Here is a 23,968-nt window from a genome sequence, read left to right on the forward strand (position 1 = left end):
GTTTTCTATTGAAAAAGACGTTGGTAATGGCGGCAACGGCGGCAGTGTTGATGCTGTCTGCCTGTTCGTCAGGTTTTGGGGGGAAGAAGGAGGAAGAGATTACGCAAAAAACGGCGAAATCGTCAGAAAAAGCGATTATCCCGAAATACAATATCTCTGACTCCTATTACAAAATGGTGCTTCCGTTTAAAGCGGGGAAAGCACGAGGCCTGACAACGGAACAGCTGAATACAAGACTTGATATTGATGAGTTTGAAACGGGACTGATGCGCCTTGCCCAAGACTCTTTCTCGACAGACGATTATCTGTTCCAAGAAGGACAATACTTAGATGAAGATACAGTATTAAGCTGGCTGGCTCGGAAAAAAACAGGCTCTGATCTGAAAAAAGCCCAAAAAGAAGATAAAAACTTTAAAAACGAAGGTCTGAACCCAGCGCTCCCTAGCTCTGGCTCAACAGAAGAGAAAAACGAAAGCAGTCCGGTTTATTTAGCTTCTATGCTGGAACATGATTACTTAGTCAGAAAAGACAAGAATTCCATCCAGCTTGGCGGCGTTATGATCGGCTTGGCGTTAAATTCAGTGTATTACTACCGCGAGAAAACAGGCGACCCTCAAAAAGAAGTGGAAATTGATAACAGCACACTCCGTAAACAGGGAGAAAAAATCGCGCAGGAGGTCATTAACCGCCTTCGCAAAAAAGACAACCTGAAGAATGTGCCGATTACGATTGCGCTTTACAAACAGGCGTCTAAAACATCCATCGTTCCCGGCAATTTTATCGCCAAAACAGAAGTCAAAGCAGGCTCCTCTGATATTTCAAACTGGGACGATGTAAATGAAAAATACGTCTTCTATCCGGCCGATACGAGCACTGCAGAGAAATATCCGGATGATTCTGAAGTCTTTAAACGATTCAAAAACTCAATTGACAACTACTTCCCGAACTACACAGGTGTTGTCGGAACGGCCCTGTATGAAAACGATGAAATGAAGAAAATGAAAATCGAAATTCCGATGCAATTCTACGGAAAGAGTGAAGTCGTCGCGTTTACCCAGTTCTTAACGGGTGAGGTCATGGACTATTACTCAAAGAGCTCACTAGATCTCGAAGTGGATATTACATCCTCAGACGGGCAGGAAGCGGTCATTCTCCGGGATGCTGGCGATAAAGAGCCGACTGTTCACATTTATGACTAAAATAAGTTAACCCCTTGCGCCGCAGCGGCGCTGGGGTTATTTTGCGTTTATATTGAATTTGGGGATCGTTGGATAGGGTATGCATTTATGTTATGATGTTCAAAAAATAGAAAAGGGTTGAAAATATGAAAAATAAATCCTTTTATTTCATATGGGCGGGGCAGTCGATTGCCAATTTAGGAGATTCTCTATATGTGCTGGTTCTGACCCTGTTTACCTATCAAGTCACAGACTCGGCTTTTTTGGCATCGCTTGTGGCCATGATGCAATTTGTCGGCCAATCATTAAGCGCAGTTTTTATACCTGTTTTTATCAATAAATACAGGCTCAAGCAGATTTTGATCTTTTTACAGCTGACGCAAACAATACTTTTATCTTTGCTGCTCCTCATATTTATTATAGATTTTAAATCTATTGTAATCTTTTTCTTGATTGTATTTTTCATGTCACTGTTAGATGGAGGAACCATCCCGGTCAGAAATTCTATGATTCCCCGTTTTGTTCCAAAACCCATGCTATTGAAAGCAAACAGTCTTGTGCTGACCTCTGATCAGATCGTGCTCTTGCTCGGTTGGCTGCTCGGCGGCCTTTTGATCAAATGGCTCGGACCCCAATTGCTATTAATGCTGACTTTTGTGCTTTATGGCACTTCAACAGTGTCTTTATTTTTTGTCAAGGATGCGGGTAAAGGAGATGGCGAACAGGAAGAAAACGAATCTTTTATTGATAAAATCGCAGCTGGCTGGAAAGCGATTTATCAGATGCCTGTTATCAGAATGCTGACTGTTCTTGAGCTTTTATCCATGTTCGGCAGAAGCATTTGGACGGGGGCTATCATTCTTGTATATGTCCATGAAGTGCTTCATAAAAACGAAACATGGTGGGGGTTTATTAATGCCAGTTATTTCGCGGGTACCATTACAGGCGGTTTAATCGTATGGAAATTTTCGAAAAGCATCAACGGAAAGCTGTTCTCAATGATTTTATGGACTTCAATTGCTATCGGCGCTTCTACATTATGTCTTGGGCTAAACAAGTATGCGTTGGCATCCTTGCTTCTTGTCTTTATTCTGGGACCCTCATTTCAGCTCAGGGGGATTGCGATCAGAACTTATGTGCAGGAGAACATAAACGAAACATTGCTTCCAAAAATCCTGTCTGCTCAGCATACAATAAGCACATTTGTATACGGAGCTTCTATCTTGATTATGAGCAGTCTAACTGATTGGCTTGGTGTGCAATATGTCTTTTTCTTGAATTTTATCATTTTTACTGTTTCAGCGCTTCTATCATTAAAACTAAAAAATGAACAAATATAGACAATATATTATAAATATTTACATAAATATGTTTGTGTAATTAAATGGTTTTTAATCAAATACTTTTGGAATTTTAGACGGTCATTTTCATTTATTTCCTTTTTCTCTCGTTAAAAAGCTCGCAGACGAAAAGCATATGAGAATCCGACTTTTGAAATAATATAACTCCTCATAATCGTATGTTTCCCGCTTGCATTCAGCTGATTCGTACGCACCGTAAGCTCTTCGGCCCGCTGCAAGTTGCTTTCCTGCGCATAGCTGATTGTAAACTTTATATTTAGACTGGAAATAAATTGATCCCTTGCAGTTTAAGGATTCAGGCAGAAATCGGGCTTTTTTTGAATTCTGGGCTGCGCATCGTTTTGAAGAAGAAGCGGATCGTATTTATCACAATTCTGTGTATGATGTAGAGGATCGAAGCGGGCATATCGAATGGGTATCCTCTCGGCAGCCTGCGCAGGATGTAACGGAAAAAACGGCTGCAGGTGATGTATTGCCGCAAGCTTTCATTGAAAACACAAATGCTCATTGGAAAGTGCTGCATGCTGAACAATCCCGCATTCTTCATATAGTGGCCTTAGATACAAACCGGCCGGAGCATTTGCGAGCTTTATTAGTGAAGGAACATATAGGAGCCGAAGCAGTAGAAAGCGGGCCGGAACCGGAAACAGAATAGCAAAAAATACTTGCAGACATTTAAGGATATTCTCCACTTGGATCATGTAGGTATTGACCCAACTATTTCTTTCATTTAGGAGGAAATTTACTTCTCGCTGTCAAAATGGAAGTAGATGTGGAAAAGAAGGGCAGGTATGTTGATGATTGGAACTTCACAAAAAAAACACACGATAAAAGAATTATTTAAATATATGAAGAGGGAGAATCAGCATGCATAAAGATATTAAAGCAATATTCGATGAAGAAAAGGTTCTGGCAGAAGCTGCCGTTATATATGGATTTACAAGAGAGCAGGTGCAATTCTTAGCAGATGCGGAAAACTATGTGTATGAGTTTGCTAAAGACAACGAATCTTATATTTTAAAGATTACACACACAATTCGCAGGTCGCCTAATTACATTATGGGGGAAATGGAGTGGCTCCATCACCTTGCTGAAGGAGGACTTTCAGTAGCCAAACCGATCCCGTCGCTAAATGGAAAAGATGTTGAGGAAGTGCCAGATGGAAATGGCGGAGCGTTTTTACTCAGAGTATATGAGAAGGCGCCGGGGCACAAAGTGGACGAATCCGACTGGAATGAAACCCTATTTTTTGAGCTTGGCAGATACACAGGGAAAATGCACAGCTTGACAAAAAGCTACAAGCTCAACAATCCTGCTTTTAAAAGACAAGAGTGGGATGAAGAAGAGCAGCTGATGCTTAGAAAATACGTGCCGGAAGACCAGACTCAGGTGTTTCAGCAGGCCGATGAGCTAATGAATGAACTGCGCCAATTACCAAAAAGCAGGGACAGCTACGGCTTGGTTCATGCAGACCTCCACCATGGCAATTTTAACTGGGACCAAGGGAAAATCACAACATTTGATTTTGATGATATCGGCTACAATTGGTTTGTCAATGATATTAGCATTCTCCTCTATAATGTGCTATGGTACCCGGTCGTTCCATATGAAAACAAAGCCGTGTTTACAGAGGAATTTATGACACACTTTATGAACGGGTACAGGGAGGAAAATGATCTGGATGCTTCGTGGCTGATAAGAATACCTGATTTTCTCCGCCTGCGTCACATGCTGATATACGGACTGCTGCATCAAATGTTTGATCTTACCTCAATAGGCGCAGAAGAAAAAGAAATGCTGGCCGGTTTCAGAAGAGATATAGAAAACCGCACGCCGATCACAGAATATGATTTTTCTAAGCTCGTCTAGAACGAAAAAAGCCAATGGGTCATAATGCCCCATTGGCTTTTATAATGTATCGCACTTCACGCCGACGACACCTTCAATGTCTTTTATATCATAGTAGACATCGGTCGTGTATCTGTTTTTATGGACACGGACCTTGACTTCCATGATCGGAAATTCTTTTTCATGAAGGTCATCGATTCGGACGGAGTGTGTCTTAATGTTTTTTCTTTTCATTTCTTTTAAAATCTCTGTCATTTTGTTTTTATCGGAAAGTGACATTCTGATGCGGATGTCTTTTTCCTGCAGACGGTCTGGACCGATTTTTCTGACCGCCCACGGCAGAAATTCAACGCTGATCAGGATGAACAGAAGGCTGGCAAAGGCTTCTTTATAAAATCCCGCTCCGGTTGCAAGTCCGAGCCCGGCCGCACCCCAAATCATAGCCGATGTGGTTAAGCCGGAAATGACATCGTTGCTCTTTCGCAAAATAACACCCGCTCCGATAAACCCGACACCGGAGATGATTTGCGCCGGCAAACGCAGCGGATCCATCATGATGCGGTAGTATTTAGGGAAATGATATGCCGCGTTAATACTGACGATCGTCAGCATGCATGAGCTGACGGCGATAACAATACAGGTTTTTAACCCGAGCGGCTTATTCTTCAGCTCGCGCTCCAGCCCGATGACCATGCCAATTAAAGTGGCAATGCCCAATTTTAATAAAATATCAGGATCAATGTACCAGCTCAACAGCAACTTCCCCCTTATCTATGGTGTTTTTAAATAAATATGATTTTCTCACAGTATTTATCGCAAAACAAGGGCACAAAAGCCACCAAGCAGCGCTTGATGGCTTTTTGATTATTTTTTGCGCTTTAACAGTTTTTCCATAACACCGAATAATCGGTAAGAGGCTTTTGCAGGCCGCTTTGTGATCATGCTGACGGTGATGCCGGCAATCATACTGAGGATAAACCCAGGGATGATTTCGTATACGCCGGTTGATTTTGCCAGGCCGGTTGTAATCCAAATCAACACGGTCGCAGCCCCGACAATCATCGCAGCAAGAGCGCCCCATTCGTTCATCCGCTTCCAATACAGGCTGAGCAGAATCGCAGGCCCGAAAGCTGAACCGAAGCCGGCCCACGCGTATCCGACTAAATCAAGAATGGAGCTGCTCGGATTCAATGATAAGAATACCGCAATAATGGCAATCACTAAGACGGACAGACGCCCGACCATTACTAATTCTTTATCGGAAGCTTTTCGTCTGAAAAACGTCCGGTATAAATCTTCTGTTACAGCACTTGCTGTTACCAAGAGCTGTGAGGAGATGGAACTCATGATGGCAGCCAAAATAGCTGACAACAAGAAACCAGTGATTAAAGGGTGGAACAAGATTTTAGAGAAGATAATGAATATCATCTCCGGATCCTTTACAGCAACACCGAATTTATGGGCATAAGCAACACCGATTAAACCGGTCAGCACGGAACCGAGCACTGAAATAACCATCCAGCTCATGCCGATTCGGCGTGCAGGCTTTAAATCTTTAATGTTTTTAATCGCCATAAATCGGACGATAATATGAGGCTGGCCGTAGTAACCCAAGCCCCAGGCTAAATAGGAAATAATGCTAATGACGCTCGCGCCTTTAAAGATATCCAACAGATTTGGGTTAACAGCGCTGATTTCATGGAAAGTCGGAGCAACGCCGCCCACATGGGTAAAAGCAACGATCGGCACAAGCACTAGTGCTGCAAACATGATCGCACCCTGCACGAAGTCAGTCAGACTGACAGCAAGGAAACCGCCAAACAGTGTGTACAATACGACAACACCGGTAGTCAGAAGCAAGCCTAATTTGTAATCCGCGCCAAAAGCAGATTCAAACAGCCGCCCGCCAGATACCATACCGGAAGAGGTATACAATGTGAAAAAGATCATAATGACCAAAGCTGATACGATTTTCAGCAGTGATGAAGAATGCTGGAACCGTTTATCAAAGAAATCAGGAATCGTAATCGCGTCATCCGCCGCTTCCGTATAAGCACGCAGCCTTGGAGCCAGCAGCAAGTAGTTTGAGTACGCCCCGATGGTAAGACCTAAAGCAAGCCATAAGGTTGACAGCCCTGTCGCGAACATCGCGCCGGGAACACCCATCAGCATCCATCCGCTCATATCCGCCGCTCCGGCAGACAAAGCAGTAACAAACGGCCCGAGACCTCTTCCTCCAAGCATGTAATCGTTAATATCAGTGGTTTTCTTAAATGCATACCAGCCGATTAACAGCATGGCAATAAAGTAAATTGCTAAAGAAATAATAATTTCAATACTCACGTTTTACCCTCTCTTCATTTCTAATAATTTTGCATCACCTCTCAAATTGATGGTGCCAGTTAAGCAGCCTGGCGCAAGTGCGACACAAAAGACATTCTTTTGCAGGTGCACTTGGTAACTTAACCTAACAAAATATTCCCACCCATTCAAGCGATGAAACATGGCCGCCCAGCGGGAAATATCGGGGCAAACCAAGAAGGGAATAGAGATTAAAACGCTTTCAAAAATAATTAAAGTAAAAATTTTCAGAAAAATATTTCGTTTCTCCTCCGGCTCTTTTTAGTATAAAATATATAGGGTATTGTCTCGAAAACACAGGCCCGCCCCAAGGCGTTTTGTTGCTTTAAAGGGCTTGTTTTTGATATGATCAGTATTATATGACTTAACGGAGAAATATGTGGAGGTGGATCATATGTCACGAATTTCAATAGAAGAAGTAAAGCACGTTGCGCATCTTGCGAGACTTGCGATTACGGAAGAAGAAGCAAAAATGTTCACTGAACAGCTTGACAGCATCATTTCATTTGCCGAGGAGCTGAACGAGGTCAACACAGACAATGTGGAGCCTACAACTCACGTGCTGAAAATGAAAAATGTCATGAGAGAAGATGAAGCGGGTAAAGGTCTTCCGGTTGAGGATGTCATGAAAAATGCGCCTGACCACAAAGACGGCTATATTCGTGTGCCATCAATTCTGGACTAAAGGAGGGACACAAGAATGTCATTATTTGATCACAAAATCACAGAATTAAAACAGCTCATACATAAAAAAGAGATTAAGATTTCTGACCTGGTCGATGAATCTTATAAACGCATTCAAGCGGTTGATGATAAGGTACAAGCCTTTTTGGCATTAGATGAAGAAAAAGCGCGCGCATACGCAAAGGAGCTCGATGAGGCGGTTGACAGCCGTTCTGAGCATGGTCTTCTCTTTGGGATGCCGATCGGCGTAAAAGATAATATCGTAACAAAAGGGCTGCGCACAACTTGCTCCAGCAAAATTCTCGAAAATTTCGATCCGATTTACGATGCTACTGTCGTTCAGCGCCTTCAAGACGCTGAAGCGGTTACAATCGGAAAACTGAACATGGACGAGTTCGCCATGGGATCATCAACAGAAAACTCAGCTTACAAGCTGACGAAAAACCCTTGGAACTTAGATACGGTTCCCGGCGGTTCAAGCGGCGGATCTGCGGCTGCGGTTGCTGCGGGAGAAGTTCCGTTCTCTCTTGGATCTGACACAGGCGGTTCCATCCGCCAGCCGGCCTCTTTCTGCGGCGTTGTCGGATTAAAGCCTACATACGGACGCGTATCCCGTTATGGATTGGTCGCATTTGCGTCTTCTTTAGACCAAATCGGGCCGATTACACGTACGGTTGAGGATAACGCATTCTTGCTGCAGACCATTTCAGGTGTTGATAAAATGGACTCTACAAGCGCAAATGTAGACGTTCCAGATTATCTTTCTTCATTAACTGGCGATATCAAAGGATTGAAAATCGCTGTTCCAAAAGAATATCTTGGCGAAGGCGTCGGCAAAGAAGCGAGAGAATCTGTTCTTGCAGCGCTCAAAGTTCTAGAAGGCCTTGGCGCTACATGGGAAGAAGTATCTCTTCCGCACAGTAAATACGCGCTTGCGACGTATTACCTGCTGTCATCTTCTGAAGCGTCTGCCAACCTCGCACGCTTTGACGGCATCCGCTACGGATACCGCACAGACAACGCGGAAAACCTGATCGACCTATACAAGCAAACGCGCGCTGAAGGCTTCGGAAATGAAGTGAAACGCCGCATCATGCTTGGAACATTCGCTTTAAGCTCAGGCTACTATGACGCGTACTATAAAAAGGCGCAAAAAGTGCGTACTTTAATTAAGAAAGACTTCGAAGACGTATTTGAGAAATATGATGTCATTGTTGGACCAACTACACCGACACCTGCATTTAAAATCGGTGAAAACACGAAAGACCCGCTCACAATGTACGCTAACGATATCCTAACAATTCCGGTCAACCTTGCCGGCGTTCCGGGAATCAGCGTGCCATGCGGATTTGCAGACGGACTTCCGCTCGGCCTGCAAATCATCGGAAAACACTTTGACGAAAGCACTGTATACCGCGTCGCTCATGCATTTGAACAAGCGACAGACCATCATAAAGCAAAACCTGAATTGTAAGGGGTGAAATGAATTGAACTTTGAAACGGTAATCGGACTTGAAGTCCACGTTGAATTAAAAACGAATTCAAAAATTTTCTCAAGCTCTCCGACGCCATTCGGCGCGGAGGCGAATACACAGACAAGCGTCATCGACCTCGGATATCCGGGTGTCCTGCCTGTACTAAACAAAGAAGCCGTGGAATTCGCAATGAAAGCGGCAATGGCGCTGAACTGTGAAATCGCGACAGATACGAAGTTTGACCGCAAAAACTATTTCTATCCGGACAACCCGAAAGCGTATCAGATTTCTCAATTTGATAAGCCGATCGGCGAAAACGGCTGGATCGAAATTGAAGTCGGCGGAAAAACGAAACGTATCGGCATCACACGTCTTCACCTTGAAGAAGATGCCGGAAAACTGACGCATACAGGCGACGGCTATTCTCTTGTTGACTTCAACCGCCAGGGAACGCCGCTTGTCGAGATCGTATCAGAGCCGGATATCCGTACGCCGGAAGAAGCATATGCGTATCTTGAAAAGCTGAAGTCCATCATCCAATATACAGGCGTGTCTGACTGTAAAATGGAAGAAGGTTCACTTCGCTGTGACGCCAATATCTCTCTTCGTCCGATCGGCCAAGAGGAATTCGGCACAAAAACGGAATTGAAAAACTTGAACTCCTTTGCGTTTGTTCAAAAAGGCCTTGAGCATGAAGAAAAACGCCAGGAGCAGGTTCTTCTGTCCGGCGGTGTGATCCAGCAGGAAACTCGCCGTTACGATGAAGCAACGAAGAAAACCATTCTTATGCGTGTCAAAGAGGGTTCTGACGATTATCGTTATTTCCCTGAGCCTGACCTTGTCGAGCTTTACATTGACGATGAATGGAAGCAGCGCGTAAAAGCAAGCATTCCTGAGCTTCCGGATGAACGCCGCAAGCGTTATATCGATGAACTTGGCTTGCCTGCATATGATGCGATGGTTCTGACACTGACAAAAGAAATGGCAGACTTCTTCGAAGAAACAGTTCAAAAAGGTGCTGAAGCAAAACAAGCATCAAACTGGCTTATGGGTGAAGTGTCAGCTTATCTGAACGCTGAGCAAAAAGAGCTTTCTGATGTGGCGCTGACACCCGAAGGCCTTGCCGGCATGATTCAATTGATTGAAAAAGGAACAATTTCTTCTAAAATCGCGAAGAAAGTGTTCAAGGAATTAATTGAAAAAGGCGGCGACGCTGAGAAGATTGTGAAAGAAAAAGGCCTTGTGCAGATTTCCGACGAAGGTGTGCTTCTGAAGCTTGTCACAGAGGCGCTTGACAACAATCCTCAGTCAATTGAAGACTTTAAAAACGGGAAAGACCGCGCGATCGGCTTCCTTGTCGGACAAATTATGAAAGCGTCCAAAGGACAAGCCAACCCGCCGATGGTTAACAAAATCCTGCTTGAAGAAATTAAAAAACGCTAATGAAAAAGCAGCTCTCCTCATTGCAGAGGGAGCTGCTTTTTTGATCAAATAGAAATAAAGATAGAAATCAAAGCGCGAAGCTTTTCAACTTCTTCGAAATCACTTCCGGTCAAATTTGACAGCAGGCCTTTGATAATCGGCTTGCGCGGCTTTTCCTGCGACAGCTCCTCCTCGATCACATCGAGCGAAACGATGATGTCCTCAGGCAAGGCGCTGTTTTCTTTCACTTTTTGAATGTCCTGAAGGATCTGACCTTTATTCGCGGGCATCAGGCTGTAAATATCTTTTGGCATGAGCGGATCCAGGCTGGAACGGCTTAGCCCCAGTACAAGATCATCCAGTCTTTCCATGATAAATTCAGATATGTTGTCTGCATCAATTTTGATTTCTTCATTAAACACCATCACATTCATATAGGAGTGCACAATGCCTCTTGCCATGATGGAGAGGTCTGAGAGGTAATTCTCAGTTCCCTTGCCATAAGTCGCAAGCAAAGCGTGCCGATACAGTTTATCTGTCTCGGCTGTGACTTTGTAAAAGTATTGCTTCACTTCTTGGTTTTCCGGGATGATATTTTCAGTAAGCAACAGAACAATAAAATCCTTATGATCGCGAAAATCCTCAAACTGAGCGCTGATTTGTTTTTTCAGCACATCCTTAGGCGGCTGTCCGGCGAGATTCTCTTCTATTTGTTTCATTTTTTTCATAGACATGCCAATGTAATATTCACAGGCAGACAATAGCAGCGCTTCTTTTGATTTGAAATGCAGATAAAAAGCGCCTTTTGAGATGCCGCATTCGCTGGCGATTTCCTGGATGGTCGTCGAAGCGTATCCTTTTTTCGCAAATAAACGAATGCTTGTTTTTATGATTCTCTCTTTTTTCTCATTCATGATGTGCTTCCCCTTAATCCTTGAAAAATTTAGAAAAATTTTCTGGTATATGAGTTGACGATGTTGCGTTATACCGTTTAGTATTATATAGAATGACCAGTCAGTCAATAAAAACACAATGGAGGATATGATGAATCACGTTATTAATTTCGTTCTGAAAAACAAATTCGCCGTATGGCTGATGACGATTATTGTAACGGCAGCCGGCTTGTACGCGGGTATGAATATGAAGCAAGAATCCATTCCTGATGTAAACATGCCCTACCTGACAATCAGCACGACATATCCGGGAGCGACGCCTAGCCAAGTCGCTGATGAAGTAACGAAACCGGTTGAACAAGCGGTGCAGAATTTGGACGGCGTGAGCGTTGTTACGTCGACGTCCTATGAAAATGCATCGTCGGTTATGATTGAATATGATTATGAGAAAGATATGGACAAAGCGAAAACAGAAGCGGCTGAAGCATTAGAAAACGTCAGCCTGCCTGATGACGCGAAAGATCCGGACATTTCACGCTACAGTTTGAACTCCTTCCCAATTCTGACGCTGAGCGTGTCCAGTGATTCAGATAATCTGCAAAAGCTGACAAAACAAGTGGAGGACAGCCTCGTTTCTAAGCTTGAAGGCATAGAAGGCGTTGCTTCAGTCCAAGTGTCAGGCCAGCAGGTGGAAGAGGTTGAATTCTCTTTCAAAGAAGACAAACTGAAAGAATACGGCCTTGATGAAGATACAGTTAAGCAAGTGATTCAGGGGTCAGATGTGACAACGCCGCTTGGATTGTACACATTCGGAAATAAAGAAAAATCTGTCGTCGTTAGCGGCGATATTGAAACCATTAAAGATTTGAAGAATATGAGAATTCCAACGGCATCTGCTTCTAGTGCAGGCAGCAGCGCCGCAGCAGCAGCACAAAGTGCACAAGCGGCTCAAAGTCCGCAGGCAGCACAGGCGCAGCAAAGCGTAAGCACAGACGTGCCGACGGTCAAGCTATCTGACATTGCAACGATTAAAGATGTCAAAAAAGCTGAATCAATTTCCCGCACAAATGGAAAAGACAGCATCGGCATCAACATCATCAAAGCAAACGATGCCAACACGGTAGAGGTTGCCGACAATGTCAAAGATGAGCTGAAGCAGTTCAAAGAAGACCATAAAGGCTTCAACTACAGCGCAACACTCGACATGGCAGAGCCGATCACACAGTCAGTTGAAACAATGTTAAGCAAAGCCATCTTCGGTGCTATTTTTGCGATTGTGATTATTCTCTTATTCTTAAGAGATATCAAATCAACATTAATTTCAATTATTTCTATTCCATTATCATTGCTGATCGCACTTTTCGTGCTGCAACAGCTTGATATCACACTGAATATCATGACGCTCGGTGCAATGACCGTTGCCATCGGACGGGTTGTTGATGACTCCATTGTTGTGATCGAAAACATTTACCGCCGCATGAGGCTGAAAGATGAACCGCTGCGCGGAAAAGCTCTGGTCCGTGAAGCAACGAAGGAAATGTTTAAACCGATCATGTCATCCACTATTGTGACGATCGCGGTATTCCTACCGCTCGCACTGGTAGGCGGACAAATTGGTGAATTGTTTATTCCTTTCGCCTTAACAATTGTATTTGCGCTTGCCGCATCCCTGTTGATTTCGATCACGCTCGTGCCAATGCTCGCACACAGCCTGTTCAAAAAATCATTAACGGGAGCGCCTGTAAAAGCGAAAGAACACAAACCTGGCAGACTCGCAAACATCTATAAAAAAGTATTGAACTGGGCGCTGAGCCACAAATGGATCACGTCTATCATCGCCGTTCTGATGCTGCTCGGAAGCTTGTTCCTTGTACCGTTAATCGGTGCCAGCTACCTTCCGTCAGAGGAAGAAAAAACGATGCAGATCACATACAGCCCTGAACCGGGTGAAACGAAAAAAGAAGCGGAAGATGAAGCTGAAAAAGCAGAAAAAATCCTGCTTGACCGCAAGCATGTCGATACGGTTCAGTATTCATTAGGCTCTGGCAGCCCGCTTGCCGGAGGAGATTCAAACAGCGCATTGTTCTATATCAAATATGACAGCGACACGCCGAACTTTGATAAAGAAAAAGACAACGTGCTGAAAGAAATCAAAAAGCAGTCTGACCGAGGAGAATGGAAGTCACAGGACTTCAGCTCTTCAGGCAATAACAATGAATTGACATACTATGTGTATGGCGATTCAGAAAATGACATTAAAGACACTGTCAAAGACATTGAGAAGGTCATGAAGGATGAAAAGGATCTGAAGAACGTAAACTCAGGCCTTTCCAGCACATATGATGAGTACACATTTGTGGCTGACCAAGAAAAGCTGAGCAAACTCGGTTTAACTGCTTCTCAAATTTCTAAGGCCCTAATGTCAGAGACAGCACAGGACCCGCTCACAACCGTGAAAAAAGACGGCAAAGAGCTTGATGTTAACATTAAAACCGAAAAAGACGAGTATAAGAGTGTTAAAGATTTAGAGAACAAAAAGATCACATCAGCGACCGGCAAAGAAGTCAAAATCGGTGATGTGGCAAAAGTAAAAGAAGGCACAACATCTGATACGGTGTCTAAACGTGACGGAAAAGTGTATGCTGATGTCACAGGTGAGGTTACATCAGACAACGTCACAGCTGTATCCGTTGATGTCCAGAAGAAAATTGATAAGCTTGACATGCCTGACAACGTAACGATCGATACAGGCGGTGTTTCCGCAGATATCGCGGATTCCTTTACGAAGCTTGGATTAGCGATGCTTGCGGCGATTGCGATCGTCTACCTCGTGCTTGTGATTACATTCGGCGGAGCATTAGCGCCATTTGCGATTCTGTTCTCACTGCCGTTTACAATCATCGGTGCCCTTGTCGGACTTTACGTATCAGGTGAGACAATCAGTCTGAACGCGATGATCGGTATGCTGATGCTGATCGGTATCGTTGTTACAAACGCCATTGTCTTAATTGACCGCGTGATTCATAAGGAAGCGGAAGGACTGTCTACGAGAGAAGCGCTCTTAGAAGCCGGCTCCACACGACTCCGTCCGATCCTGATGACAGCCATCGCGACAATCGGCGCCTTGATTCCATTAGCTCTCGGCTTCGAAGGCGGAAGCCAGGTCATTTCAAAAGGACTCGGCGTAACGGTTATCGGCGGTTTAATCAGTTCGACGCTTCTGACACTTTTAATCGTGCCAATCGTATACGAAGTATTGGCGAAGTTCCGCAAGAAAAAACCGGGAACAGAAGAAGAGTAAAAATGACAAAAAGCCTCAGCTATGCTGGGGCTTTTGTGCGTTTTCGTCTGTAAGATTATGTACATTTTGTTGCGATTTTTTTAACTCATAGTATAATTAAAGGTTGTTAGTGTAAAAATGGATCGGATACTCTTAAGTAGGATGATGAGATAATGAAACGTGCACGCATAATATACAATCCGACTTCGGGACGGGAGGTCTTTAAAAAGCATCTTGCCCAGGTCCTGCAAAAATTTGAACAAGCCGGCTATGAAACCTCCACCCATGCCACAACATGCGCGGGAGACGCAACGCACGCTGCCAAGGAAGCGGCATTGCGTGAGTTTGACCTGATCATTGCGGCAGGCGGAGACGGAACGATCAACGAGGTTGTCAACGGGCTTGCCCCATTAGACAATCGTCCGACACTCGGTGTGATTCCTGTCGGCACAACAAATGACTTCGCCAGAGCGCTCGGTATTCCGCGAGAGGATATTTTAAAAGCGGCGGATACGGTAATTAACGGCGTTGCCCGCCCGATCGACATCGGACAGGTCAACGGCCAGTATTTTATCAATATCGCCGGCGGAGGCCGCCTGACGGAGCTGACGTACGACGTCCCAAGCAAACTCAAAACGATGCTCGGCCAGCTTGCTTATTATTTAAAGGGTATGGAAATGCTGCCTTCACTTCGTCCGACAGAAGTCGAGATTGAATATGACGGCAAGCTGTTTCAAGGTGAAATCATGCTGTTTTTGGTCACGCTGACAAATTCCGTCGGCGGGTTCGAAAAACTCGCGCCGGATTCCAGCCTGAATGACGGCATGTTTGATTTGATGATATTAAAGAAAGCAAACCTTGCTGAATTTATCAGAGTCGCATCGATGGCGCTCCGCGGCGAACACATCAACGACCAGCACATTATTTATACAAAAGCGAACCGCGTGAAAGTCAATGTATCAGAAAAGATGCAGCTGAACCTGGACGGCGAGTACGGCGGCATGCTGCCGGGCGAATTCGTGAATCTGTATAGACACATTCACGTTGTCATGCCGAAGGAGAAAGCGGAACAGCTGGATGACTAAAAACTTGGCTTTAATGAGCCAAGTTTTTCTTTCGCTTAAAACAAGAGGTGAACATACATGAAAATGAAACCCCCAGTAGAAAAAAACGAATACTACGACGTGACATTTGAGGATTTGACTCACGAAGGAGTGGGCGTCGCAAAGGTCCAAGGCTTCCCGATCTTCGTGCCGAACGCCCTGCCGGAAGAAAAAGCCCAAATCAAAGTCACACGTGTCAAAAAAGGCTTTGCCTTCGGCCGCCTGATTGAGCTGAAGGAAGAAAGCCCGCATAGAACGGACGCCCCATGCCCGATTTACAAGCAATGCGGCGGCTGCCAGCTTCAGCACATGACCTACGAAGGCCAGCTCTTGTTTAAACAAAAACAAGTCAAAGACGTCTTAGAACGGATCGGCAAGCTGAACCTGTCCAACGTCACCGTGCACCCGACACTCGGCATGCAAGACCCATGGAACTACAGAAACAAAGCACAGGTGCCGGTAGGAGAACGGGAAGGCGGACTCGTCGCCGGATTCTATCAGCAAAGAAGCCATGACATCATTGACATGAGCGCCTGCCTGATCCAGCAATCCAAAAACGACGAAGCCGTTCAAGCCGTCAAAGACATTTGCGCCACATACGGTGTCAAAGCCTACAACGAAGAAGGCCACAAAGGCTGGCTCCGCCACATCATGGTCAGATACGGCGTCGTTACAGGTGAAATGATGATCGTCTTCATCACAAGAACAAACGACTTCCCGCACAAAGCGAAGATTATCGAAGACATCACAGCAGCGTTCCCGCACGTCAAATCAATCGTGCAAAACATCAATCCAAACAAAACAAACGTCATCTTCGGCAATGAAACAAACGTCATCTGGGGCGAAGAATACATCTATGACCTCATCGGAGACGTCAAATTCGCCATCTCCGCCAGATCTTTCTATCAGGTCAACCCAGAGCAGACAAAAGTGCTATACGACAAAGCGCTTGAGTACGCGGAGCTGAAAGGCGAAGAAACCGTCATCGACGCCTACTGCGGCATCGGAACGATTTCTCTCTTCCTGGCGAAGCAGGCGAAAAAGGTGTACGGTGTAGAGATTGTGCCGGAAGCGATTGAGGATGCGAAACGAAACGCAGCATTAAACGGCATCACAAACGCTGAGTTCGCGGTCGGTGAAGCGGAAACCGTGATACCAAAATGGTATGAAGAAGGCATTACGGCCGATACGCTTGTCGTCGACCCGCCAAGAAAAGGCTGCGACGAAGCCCTCCTGCGCACGATTGTGGAGATGAAGCCGAAGCGGGTGGTGTATGTGTCCTGTAATCCTGGCACGCTGGCGAGAGATTTACGGGTGCTTGTGGATGGCGGGTATCAGACGCTCGAAGTGCAGCCTGTGGATATGTTTCCGCATACGAATCATGTGGAGGTGGCAGTGAAGCTTGTTTTAAGCGATACAGTTAGCTAAACTGTACCAAATTAAGATGAAGGAGTAGGGGAAAATAATAATGTATTTTTATCTTTTCTTCCCCCGATTACTTCCATTTTATCAATAAGTCTTTGTAGAACTTGCTTTAATACGTGCTCATCTTCAATATCTCTGCTAAATATAGTTCGTAAGATTTCATTTTTGTAATATTATAGAGAAAACATACGAACTATAAGGGGGAATTATATGCATTTCATCAATAGTCAAGGTAAATACTTTACCAAAGCGATTCTAATTGAAGCAAATAATGCAGCAATTAGAGAGGATAGAAATCGCCAAATTAATGAACACTACTTAAAGAATTTGCCAGAAGATAAAGTTTTCCCGATTATACTAGCTATGGATGAACATAATAGAGGAGAGATTAGGGTGCAAATTCTGTTTGATGAGAAAGGGGCACGTGGTTTTTTAGACATGACCAAAAAAAGATATAACTATTTACCACAAGCAACTTTTAATGAAGACGGAACAATCGAATTAGAGTCAGAAGAAGCACTGAATGCCAGAAGACCTTACCCGCCTGGTAGAGAATACGTAGAAAAAGTAGTTAGAACGGTATCAAGGGATAAAGGTTTTAGAGAGAAAATACTCTCTGCGTACAGTAATGAGTGTGCTATGTGTGAAGTAAATGAGCGTTCTTCCCTCGTGGCTGCTCATATTTATCCTGCACATTTATGTAGTGATGATAGTGTAAATAATGGAATATGTTTATGCTCTAATCATGACAAGGCATATGAAAGAGGGAATATATGTATAACCGCTGAAGGGGATATCATTGTTCGAGATCCAAATAGTAAAGTAGACTATCAGAAAATTCGTTTCCCAAAACTTAAGGGTGACTATCCTTCTAAAAAAAGATTAAATCAACGGTTGCAAATTTCTATGAGTGAGCATTGACTAAAAGGAATTAATGTCAATCCTACTCTATAGTATGAGTATGTACTATCAACTCACACGCATGTGAAATGTGTGGCTGTGTTTGAACAAGGAAACTTCCCCCTATGGGGTGTTGCCTTTTTTAGTGATCTTATATTTAATCACTAATTTCGGGAAATATGCAACTCAAGTGAGGTCAAAATTTTTTTGATATTTAAAACCTCTTCCATTCATTCAGTAAGTAAGCCCATAATATTTGAATTGAATGACTCCGTCTATATAGTTGAAATCAAGATCTAGTTTTTATTTCTCTTAGTTCATGGAAATGATCAATAGGTATGAAATAAGTATCGATCTTGTTAGGCAAATAAATCGGTTATGAGTTTGTTTGGTTTGCATATGAGAGTTTCAACATAAAACATACTATCACCTTGTAATCACATTCTTCAGAAAAGAAGACGCAGCCAAAGCTGCGTCTTGTCCTTAACCAAGCGTTCCGTTTTCTGCAATCGTCATTTCCTTGTCAAAGATGGCTTCGTCTGCCAGGGAGTTCGTTGAATCGTTTGCAGCTTTGCTTGTCATGTTTCTGGATGCTACGTTTACTTCATTTCCTAAGGAAGAACTGATAAAGCTTACACCGATCAAAGCAATTACAGCGCACAAAGTCAGTTTAAATTTCATACAAACAATCCCCTCTCTGAATTTGTTTGCGGGCATGAACCATCTTTTTGAAACAGATAATAGAATCATCCATCTGCCCAATTTCAGTATAAAACTTTGCGGCTAATGATGACAAATCTTCCATATAAGGATATCCTTGGGATGTCTCTAATTTGTTGAAAACATTTAATAAAATGGACGCTTCTCCTTTTTTGATAAACAGCGCCTGCAATCCTTCAAACATAATTTTAAATAGGTCATCATCGAATTTACATGCGAAGCGTACGCCTTTTCTGAAACAATCCATTGCCTGTTCTTGTTTATGTTGAAGAAAATAAATTAAGGCTAAATCGTGGTAAGCTTGTGTCAAGTTGTTGAAATTTGATTTTTTAAATTGCAGTATCGATTTCTCCATGTATTTTGCTGCTTTCGTCAATTCGCCCATTTTAAGGTAACAATTTCCGATATTGAATAAAGCTTGGCCGTAAATCCGCTTGTTTTTGCTTTCAAGCAGCCGTGCGCCTTTTAGTGCCTGTTCGAGGTGAGGGAGCGCCTTTTCATGACTTTCTAAATCGTCGTAGTTTCCTGCGATCACAAAATGGCATTGTATGCGGCGGACTGAGTAAAGGTCGTGCGTTTTATAGATGTTATACGCCTGAGAAGAATAGTGCATGGATCCGTGGGTTTGTTTCATATGATAAAACACTTCAGCCATTTTAAAATAAAATTCTGCCCGCTCAATTTCATCTGAAATATAGGGGATGGTGTTTCCCGCTTTTTGATAGAATGTAATAGCACTTAAGAAATTGCCCTCTTTGAATTCATACATCCCTTGAAAAAAGTAATAGTAGTATTCAACGAGTTTCTCCATCTTCCTGTTGCTGCCTTCAATTCTCTTTAAATATTCTGATAACTCCATTTGGATTCCTTCAGATGGAATCACATAATCGATCATTAGCTTGTGACGAAATGAAATGAGCTGATAGTAAATCAAGAGGTCTTGGTCTTCTTCCATGATGTCAATGTCCCGTTCGATCTCAGCTTTAAGCATTTCAGCATCTGTCACATTAAACTTTTGAATATGCCGGTTCCACTCATTAATTTTTATCCCAACGTGCGGAGACGAAATCGTGCCCAAACTTCTCACCCTTCCTCTTCTCACTAATTATGTAAATTTTATCAATACAGAAATTTAATAGGAAGGGGTTGAGAGACCGCAAAAAAAGTTTTCGGTGCTGTCCGCAAATGGCTGTTTGGGTGTTTTGCGTTATATTTGGTTTTGTGTGGGTTAGTGCAATCACAATTTTCGAATTTTAGATTGCGGTGATTATGACTTACCAGTTTCATCATACTTTTTTTAGCAGCTTTTCTGTTTTATGCATTTCTCTGAGCATAGGATTCATGTAGTCGTTAGCTGATTCTAGATATGCTCTTGTCAGAGTGTCTAGTTTATTTCTAACTTTAGAGAGGTCTTCTTCGAATTGTTCCTCAGATGAATGTTGGATAAAGACTTTTGCTTCTTCGTATCTTTTTAATATGTTTTTGACCATTGGAGTTGGATTCTTTTGATTGTTTGTTTTTATTGCTGTGATTGTTAAATTAATTTGTTTTATTAATTCTTTTCTTACTGTCAAGGTGATGCTCCTTTTATAAAGGTGAGATGAGATAAAAATAAAGCCCTCAAGTAAGAGGGCTTCAGATTTATTAAGCACAGTCGAACGAATAAATCTTTACTACATTAATTTCACCTATTAATTTCTATTTTTCATATTTATTTAGAAATTTTTTTGTTGAATTTTACTTAAACATAAGATACTGCACCAATAAATTTAAATGAATAGTTTTTTGCATTTATTTCTTTCTCCCTGCCGTCATATTCAAAATTATATAAGAGAACAGCAGCATTGATTTGTTCAGGAATTGTGGTACCTACCATGTTCTCAAATCGAGGTAAGATAACACTATCGTACGAACAACCGCCAATTAGTGAAGGTAAATTATTACAAGCTTTTTCATGTGCGACTTTTTCTATAAAATCTTCATCTAAATCATCGATATCTATATCAAAGTCAATTAAAAATTGGGAAGGAAGAAAATCGCCTTCATCTTCATTGTAATCTAATTCAACATATTTACTTAATGATTCATCATCATTTATACTTCCGATCCACAATGATACGAAATTTTGACGTTCCATATTAACCTCCTATTATTTAATCCTTAATCCTTCTGGCAGGGCTGGCGCTCCACCTTTTAGCCTATAGTTTGCCCAATTATTTAATCTTCGGACAAACATATTATAGTTTAAGGATGAATCAATAATTCCTAGCAATTCATTATGAGCAGCGGTTGAACCCAATCCTCCGTGTTTACCAACTGGATTCACAAACTCGACTTGGTTTATGGCAGTTCTTAAATCTCTAATTTGTTCAGCTGTAACTCCCCAATGTTTGAAAGTAGGGGCCCGAGAAACTAAATGCCATTCGTGCATGCCGCCGGGTGCTCTCAATTGTCTTTCTATTGCTCTTCTAACTTTCTTATCTTTCCAAAGCTCATCAAGTTGCTTCGGTGTTAATGTATTGAACCAGTTATTAAATTCACCACTTTTTACGGTAGGAACTATTGTTTTTCTAGGTTTCTTTAAATTCTGTGTTTTTCTTTCAGTTTTTTGTAAAGCATTTGATTTCTGTTCTTCAATTTCTTTTTTCAGAAGCGATGTATTCTTTACATTATGCGTATTCTCAATATCCTGAGCAATTCCTGCAAAAGCGACTTGATTTTCACCTTTTAATAAAGCACTGCTGAAATCTTTTGTTTTCTGGATTCCTGTCTTTACATATTTAGTAGTAGCTTTTTCTCCAGCTTCAAGCACTTTATCGACTTTGGCAGCACCTGTTTTACCAAGTTTGCCTGTTACTTTTACAGCAGAGCCAGCGCCTTTTAGTCCAACTAGGCTTCCGACCGCATAGGTAATATAATGCGATCGTGAGTATGCATCACCATTAACCATTTTATCATTCCATGAATCAGCTATGTTTGTCCATATGATTTTTGCATAGGAAGGTGTGTTTAATATTGTTGAGACAGTTTTGGCGAGCTTTTGTTCATCGGACAGTTGGTAGAAGTCCCATGCGCCAACAGCTAAATCTTTGACGTCTGTTACCGTATCTTTCCCGATATCATAAAGAGCAACTCCGCCCCCTTTTAAAATTTCCCAAGTGGTTTCCCCAACTTTTTCAAGCTGTTTTGCTTGTTCAAGCTGCACCACATACTGTAACTGTGCAGGCTCAAGGTTCTCATACCCAATCTTCTTCGCAATTTCTAAATACTCATTAGGATCAGATACACCATCCGCAAGCTTTTTCTTCAATTCCTTGATCTCGCGTTCCTTCGCTTCCTCTTTCTTAATCTTCAAGTAAGCTTCAGTCCGCTTTTTAATGTCGCCTTTTTTCTTATGTATGTAACTCTCACGGTACGCCTTGGCGTTGTAGTGGATGGGCGTTGCGCTTTTGCCTTTGCCCGTTGCTTCTTGTAGCTTTTGGAAGTCGGACTTGATGAATTGTTCGTTCGGTTCAGACAGGGCGTATTCTGTCTTCAGGTCTTCGTCCAAGGCGTCCAATTTTTCCAGTGTTTTTTTGCGTTTGTCGTTGGCATCAGCCAGCTCGTCTTTGAAGGTTTCTGTTGAAAACAGGTCGAGCGGGAGGATGTCGTTGATATCGTGCAGGATGTCTTTCATCGCTTTTTTCTGTTCGGACATGATGGATTTCGATTTTTGGTGGGCGTTTGCCAGCTCGTGTTCCAGAAAGGATTCTTCGATGTATGCGTCAGAGAGGGCTTTATCCTCGACGGCTCCGGCGATGCTGTTGAAAAATGCGATTTTCATGTCGATGTAGTCGATCCATTGGTCGGTGACGCCAACGTGGTCGTGATAGAAGGCTTTGATGTTGCTGGCGCCTTTTCCTGAGAATTCGCTGTCACTGAGATCAGCAACGCTTTTTAAGGCTTTTCTCAAGTTGACCATTTGCGTTCTTAGTTCTTTATACTCTTTCGCGCGGTCTGTCGCTTCAGAAAGCAGTGTTTTCGCTTCAAGTACTTTCATGACCATTTCCCTTCTTTTGTTCGCTCAATATCAAAATTTTACCACGGAGCAGGATAAGAATGGCTGTGGAAACGTGTTTCGATGGAAAAATGAGTCGTTTGGCATGTGTCTTTATTCACGAAGGGATTGTGTAAACATAGTCGAAATGATTATTGATAGACAGTTAAAGGAGCATTTTGATGAAGAAAAAACGCATTATATTCGGTTTATTAGGGTTTATGATATGCATCATCCTGTTTGCTCTGTATCTTCAGTTACATAATAAAAGCAATATTCCTGTCAAAACTTCTGCCATTCATCCCGAAGAAGACCGCATCTATTTTATCTATTCCAACCCTCTCATAAAAGAAAGCACGCTGCTCTCAACCTCAACAGGCGAAAGATTTAATAGGCGCACGTTCAAGGTGGCGGATGTGCCGTACATCCAAATGAAGTCTTACGCATCAACAGACATTGTTTTATTAGCGGAACATGAGTCCTTTTATTACACGCTGGAGAAGGATGCCATAAAAAAGCATCCGCTATCAAATCCATTTTCGTTTTGGTATGAGGGGAAGGATGTTTCTGTTAAGGCCTATAACGTTGATACGACGGGGAATGACGTGCATATAAACGACAAAAAAACGAAAAAGGAATATAGCCTCACCTTGCCTTCACTTGTCACGATGGGGTCGAGTGACGAGAATTATATTTATGTCATTCAAGGCATGGCTATTTACGTGATCGACAGAAACACAGAGGAAATCATAGAAACCCTGAGCTTAGCCTCATACGCTGATACATTCGCAGACTCGGAGGAATTTATTGTCGCAAGCTCGCAGCATGAACTGACTGTGATTGAAAAAGGGACATGGAAGACGAAGTATATTTCTTATCCTGATGATCTTGAATATGCTGATACCGTGTACTATGACAAAGAAAGCGGCAGTTTTTATGTGACGTACGAAGACAAAGAGGGGGAAGCGAACCTGCTTGAGTATGGGAAGGACTTTTCTTTTCACACATACGGCTTAAATTTCCCTTATATGGATGCAAAGTTTAAGGGGAGTCAACTGTATGTTGTTGCCCAGGAAGAACATAAAAAAGGCATTGGCGGGTATGTTGGTGTGTTTGATATCCATTCTAAGAAGATGCTTTATCAGTTTGATTTGCCTGAGGAACAGGTGAAAGTTCAGGATTTTATTGTGGTTGACAATAAGTGAGTGCGTAAATGAAATAGAATGATATTGGACCCTTGCATAAAGGGTCTTTTTTTGCCGAGAAAACAAATTGACAGAAT

At 42.8% G+C, this 23,968-nt stretch carries 18 protein-coding genes and 2 pseudogenes; 12 read left to right on the forward strand and 8 right to left on the reverse strand.

Translation table 11 applies throughout. The features are described 5' to 3' along the window. Nucleotides 1–8: 8 nt before the first annotated feature. From NSU16_RS03600 to NSU16_RS03615, 4 genes are all read left to right on the forward strand, one after another. On the forward strand, nucleotides 9–1,199 hold the full coding sequence (locus NSU16_RS03600; RefSeq protein ID WP_229148743.1) for a CamS family sex pheromone protein: 1,191 nt from the start codon (nucleotides 9–11) through the stop codon (nucleotides 1,197–1,199). 125 nt (nucleotides 1,200–1,324) lie between these two features. Further along, nucleotides 1,325–2,518 (forward strand): MFS transporter, encoded by a 1,194-nt coding sequence (locus NSU16_RS03605; RefSeq protein ID WP_339192091.1) that lies wholly within the window; start codon nucleotides 1,325–1,327, stop codon nucleotides 2,516–2,518. Between the two features lie 301 nt (nucleotides 2,519–2,819). Continuing rightward, on the forward strand, nucleotides 2,820–3,194 hold the full coding sequence (locus NSU16_RS03610) for a hypothetical protein (protein ID WP_339192092.1): 375 nt from the start codon (nucleotides 2,820–2,822) through the stop codon (nucleotides 3,192–3,194). A gap of 212 nt (nucleotides 3,195–3,406) precedes the next feature. Next, on the forward strand, nucleotides 3,407–4,408 hold the full coding sequence (locus NSU16_RS03615; RefSeq protein WP_339192093.1) for a phosphotransferase enzyme family protein: 1,002 nt from the start codon (nucleotides 3,407–3,409) through the stop codon (nucleotides 4,406–4,408). Nucleotides 4,409–4,447: 39 nt separating this feature from the next. On the opposite strand, the gene NSU16_RS03620 is transcribed toward NSU16_RS03615, so the two are convergent. Both NSU16_RS03620 and opuE read right to left on the reverse strand, forming a co-directional pair. Then, complete coding sequence (locus NSU16_RS03620; protein ID WP_229148773.1) at nucleotides 4,448–5,146, reverse strand: MgtC/SapB family protein; 699 nt, start codon at nucleotides 5,144–5,146, stop codon at nucleotides 4,448–4,450. A 105-nt stretch (nucleotides 5,147–5,251) separates the two neighbouring features. Continuing rightward, the gene (opuE, locus tag NSU16_RS03625; protein WP_168747111.1) at nucleotides 5,252–6,730 is read right to left on the reverse strand and encodes a proline transporter OpuE; all 1,479 of its coding nucleotides are present in this window, start codon (nucleotides 6,728–6,730) and stop codon (nucleotides 5,252–5,254) included. 412 nt (nucleotides 6,731–7,142) lie between these two features. Here opuE and gatC point away from each other — a divergent pair, with 412 nt between their 5' ends. The 3 genes from gatC to gatB are packed head-to-tail and all read left to right on the forward strand — an operon-like array spanning nucleotide 7,143 to nucleotide 10,350. After that, nucleotides 7,143–7,433: an Asp-tRNA(Asn)/Glu-tRNA(Gln) amidotransferase subunit GatC gene (gene gatC / locus NSU16_RS03630; protein WP_003219442.1), complete on the forward strand. Its 291-nt coding sequence runs from the start codon at nucleotides 7,143–7,145 to the stop codon at nucleotides 7,431–7,433. 15 nt (nucleotides 7,434–7,448) lie between these two features. Then, nucleotides 7,449–8,906 (forward strand): Asp-tRNA(Asn)/Glu-tRNA(Gln) amidotransferase subunit GatA, encoded by a 1,458-nt coding sequence (gene gatA / locus NSU16_RS03635; RefSeq protein WP_168747112.1) that lies wholly within the window; start codon nucleotides 7,449–7,451, stop codon nucleotides 8,904–8,906. Nucleotides 8,907–8,919: 13 nt separating this feature from the next. Continuing rightward, nucleotides 8,920–10,350, forward strand: coding sequence for an Asp-tRNA(Asn)/Glu-tRNA(Gln) amidotransferase subunit GatB (gatB, locus tag NSU16_RS03640; protein WP_010333268.1), 1,431 nt, complete (start codon nucleotides 8,920–8,922; stop codon nucleotides 10,348–10,350). On the opposite strand, the pseudogene NSU16_RS03645 reads toward gatB, so the two are convergent. Then, nucleotides 10,337–11,243: pseudogene (locus NSU16_RS03645) on the reverse strand (TetR/AcrR family transcriptional regulator). The gene gatB and the pseudogene NSU16_RS03645 overlap by 14 nt on opposite strands. A 130-nt stretch (nucleotides 11,244–11,373) precedes the next feature. Here NSU16_RS03645 and srfP point away from each other — a divergent pair. The 4 genes from srfP to NSU16_RS03665 all read left to right on the forward strand — a co-directional run bounded on the left by srfP (nucleotide 11,374) and on the right by NSU16_RS03665 (nucleotide 17,951). Then, nucleotides 11,374–14,523 carry a surfactin resistance protein SrfP gene (gene srfP, locus NSU16_RS03650; protein ID WP_339192640.1) on the forward strand — a complete coding sequence of 1,050 codons (3,150 nt, stop codon included), beginning with the start codon at nucleotides 11,374–11,376 and terminating at the stop codon, nucleotides 14,521–14,523. Nucleotides 14,524–14,675: 152 nt separating this feature from the next. Beyond that, entirely contained in the window at nucleotides 14,676–15,587 is a 912-nt protein-coding gene (locus tag NSU16_RS03655) for a diacylglycerol kinase (RefSeq protein ID WP_010333270.1), read from the forward strand. Between the two features lie 57 nt (nucleotides 15,588–15,644). Then, entirely contained in the window at nucleotides 15,645–17,033 is a 1,389-nt protein-coding gene (gene rlmD / locus NSU16_RS03660) for a 23S rRNA (uracil(1939)-C(5))-methyltransferase RlmD (protein ID WP_339192095.1), read from the forward strand. 207 nt (nucleotides 17,034–17,240) lie between these two features. Then, on the forward strand, nucleotides 17,241–17,951 hold the full coding sequence (locus NSU16_RS03665; protein ID WP_339192097.1) for an HNH endonuclease: 711 nt from the start codon (nucleotides 17,241–17,243) through the stop codon (nucleotides 17,949–17,951). A gap of 462 nt (nucleotides 17,952–18,413) precedes the next feature. On the opposite strand, the gene NSU16_RS03670 is transcribed toward NSU16_RS03665, so the two are convergent. From NSU16_RS03670 to NSU16_RS03690, 5 genes and pseudogenes are all read right to left on the reverse strand, one after another. Next, the gene (locus NSU16_RS03670) at nucleotides 18,414–18,611 is read right to left on the reverse strand and encodes a hypothetical protein (protein WP_339192098.1); all 198 of its coding nucleotides are present in this window, start codon (nucleotides 18,609–18,611) and stop codon (nucleotides 18,414–18,416) included. After that, a complete protein-coding gene (locus NSU16_RS03675) occupies nucleotides 18,601–19,728 on the reverse strand; it encodes a Rap family tetratricopeptide repeat protein (RefSeq protein WP_339192099.1) in 1,128 nt (375 codons plus the stop codon). Before NSU16_RS03675 ends, NSU16_RS03670 begins: the two co-directional genes overlap by 11 nt. A gap of 189 nt (nucleotides 19,729–19,917) precedes the next feature. Then, nucleotides 19,918–20,224 (reverse strand): annotated as a pseudogene (locus tag NSU16_RS03680) (hypothetical protein). A gap of 167 nt (nucleotides 20,225–20,391) precedes the next feature. Next, nucleotides 20,392–20,787, reverse strand: coding sequence for an immunity 22 family protein (locus NSU16_RS03685; protein ID WP_045383627.1), 396 nt, complete (start codon nucleotides 20,785–20,787; stop codon nucleotides 20,392–20,394). Between the two features lie 12 nt (nucleotides 20,788–20,799). After that, a complete protein-coding gene (locus tag NSU16_RS03690; protein WP_339192100.1) occupies nucleotides 20,800–22,689 on the reverse strand; it encodes a T7SS effector LXG polymorphic toxin in 1,890 nt (629 codons plus the stop codon). Nucleotides 22,690–22,868: 179 nt separating this feature from the next. Here NSU16_RS03690 and NSU16_RS03695 point away from each other — a divergent pair, with 179 nt between their 5' ends. Further along, nucleotides 22,869–23,891 (forward strand): hypothetical protein, encoded by a 1,023-nt coding sequence (locus NSU16_RS03695; RefSeq protein ID WP_339192101.1) that lies wholly within the window; start codon nucleotides 22,869–22,871, stop codon nucleotides 23,889–23,891. The last annotated feature ends 77 nt before the right edge of the window (nucleotides 23,892–23,968 follow it).

It is taken from the genome of Bacillus sp. FSL K6-1003 (assembly GCF_037964945.1).
Lineage (GTDB): Bacteria > Bacillota > Bacilli > Bacillales > Bacillaceae > Bacillus > Bacillus mojavensis.